Genomic DNA, 1,641 nt, shown 5'->3' with positions numbered 1-1,641 from the left:
GCGGCAGGTCAGCGGCGAGTGCGAGATCACCTCGATGGGGCGGGGCGTGGTCTCCGAACCGTTGGCCCGGTCGTACTCCGTGCCGACCAGGCCAGGGAACTTCTCGTCCTGCCGCACGCCTGTCCCCGCGAACAGCCAGTGGCCGGGCGAGGTGACGACATAGTCGGCGGTCGTCGGATTGGACTCGTAGAGCGTGCCCGTGAGGGAGTTCTCCGGTTGGGCGTGCGGCGGCTCACGGAAGTTGGTCGTCGGGTAGCCGCCCTCGGGGCGGCCCGGGTCCTGCGGCCAGTCGTTCTTGTAGCAGACGACCAGGCGGTGCGCGCCGAGCGCGGTCGGCTCCAGACGGGTGCGCCGGAAGCAGGCGTTGGCGCCCAGGAACGCGAGATTGGTGCCCTGGTCGCGGGCGGCCGTGATCCGGTCGCGCATGGGCTGCGTCCAGTACTCGTCGTGCCCGAGACTGATCACCGCCGTCGCACCCGCCAGGATCTTCGGGTCGCGCTCGATGTCCATGTTGGTGACGTACGCCGGCGAGAGCCCCATCCGCTCGGCGAGCGCAACGACCGGCTGTTCGTACGTGAGGAACAGGCCGTCCCCGTCCCGGTGGTACGGCCGGTCGCAGCTGACCGCGCGCGAGCGGGTCGCGTCGTCGCCCTTGCCGCCGGGACCGTTGTAGAGGCTGTGCCCGCCCCAGGTGTTGTACGCCTGCCAGGTCGCGACGGCGTTGACGAGGACGACCCGGCCGTGGGTGGAGGCGGACCGCACGGTGATCGGGACATAGCGCTGGCCGCCGCTCTCCGCGGTCAGCCGGATCAGATAGGACCCCTCGGGCCAGTCCTTGGTGGGGACCTCGGCGTCCGCGTCCCAGCGCGTCGAGACGGTGTACGTCGCCGGATGGACCGAGGCGGGCCGCTGCCGCTGCCCCTTGACGGCGGGCCAGCGCGCCCCCGTACCAGCCCATCCGGAACGCCTCGGCGCGGAAGGTCTTCGCGGTGGTGTGCACATGCAGCCGGAACGGCTCGCCGCGGGCGACGCTCACCCGGTCCGCGTACCCCTCGATCTCGCGCTGCGCCCCGCGCCCCTTGAGCCGCCAACCGGCGTCCCCGGCCTGGTCGTTCTCATGGGCGGGCGCCTTCGCGGCGGGTGTGGCCGGATGCCCCGACGCGCTCTGTCCGCCGCCGCCCGTTCCGTCCGTACTGCATCCCGCGGCACCGGCGGCGGCGACCGCCCCCAGGAAGATCCTGCGACTCCATGCCGCCCGTTCCATGCGCTGCTCCGCTCTCCACGACCTGCGACTGCCGGGGGCAGTCTGCCGTCTGGAATGATCTACGGCGGGCCCGACAGGCTTACTGGGAGGGAAGAGCGCAGGAGCGGGCAAAGCGTTGCCCCGTTCAGGGGGCCGGTATGGCGCTATGCTGCGGGGAGGACGTCCCAGACCCCGGCGACTCGAATGCCCGGACTGGCAGCACACTGCGCGGTGTTGTCCGGCGGGTCTTTTGAACCGAGGCGTCATGTCCCTGTCGCACCTCAATGTCGATCGGCACGACCGGAAAAAGCACGCAACGGTCACCCTGGCCGGTGAACTCGATCTGGAAACGGCTTCCCTTGTCCGGCAGTCCCTGCAGCGGTGTCTGCGGGACGGCG

1 pseudogene is annotated in these 1,641 nt (G+C 71.1%); it reads right to left on the bottom strand.

Annotated features, from left to right (window positions below):
• Positions 1–36: 36 nt before the first annotated feature.
• Positions 37–1,002, bottom strand: a pseudogene (locus J0695_RS45530) (N,N-dimethylformamidase beta subunit family domain-containing protein); the annotation flags it as partial.
• Between the last annotated feature and the right edge of the window lie 639 nt (positions 1,003–1,641).

This window comes from Streptomyces beijiangensis (assembly GCF_017315755.1).
Lineage (GTDB): Bacteria > Actinomycetota > Actinomycetes > Streptomycetales > Streptomycetaceae > Streptomyces > Streptomyces beijiangensis.
This window is presented reverse-complemented; position numbering and strand designations above follow the sequence as displayed.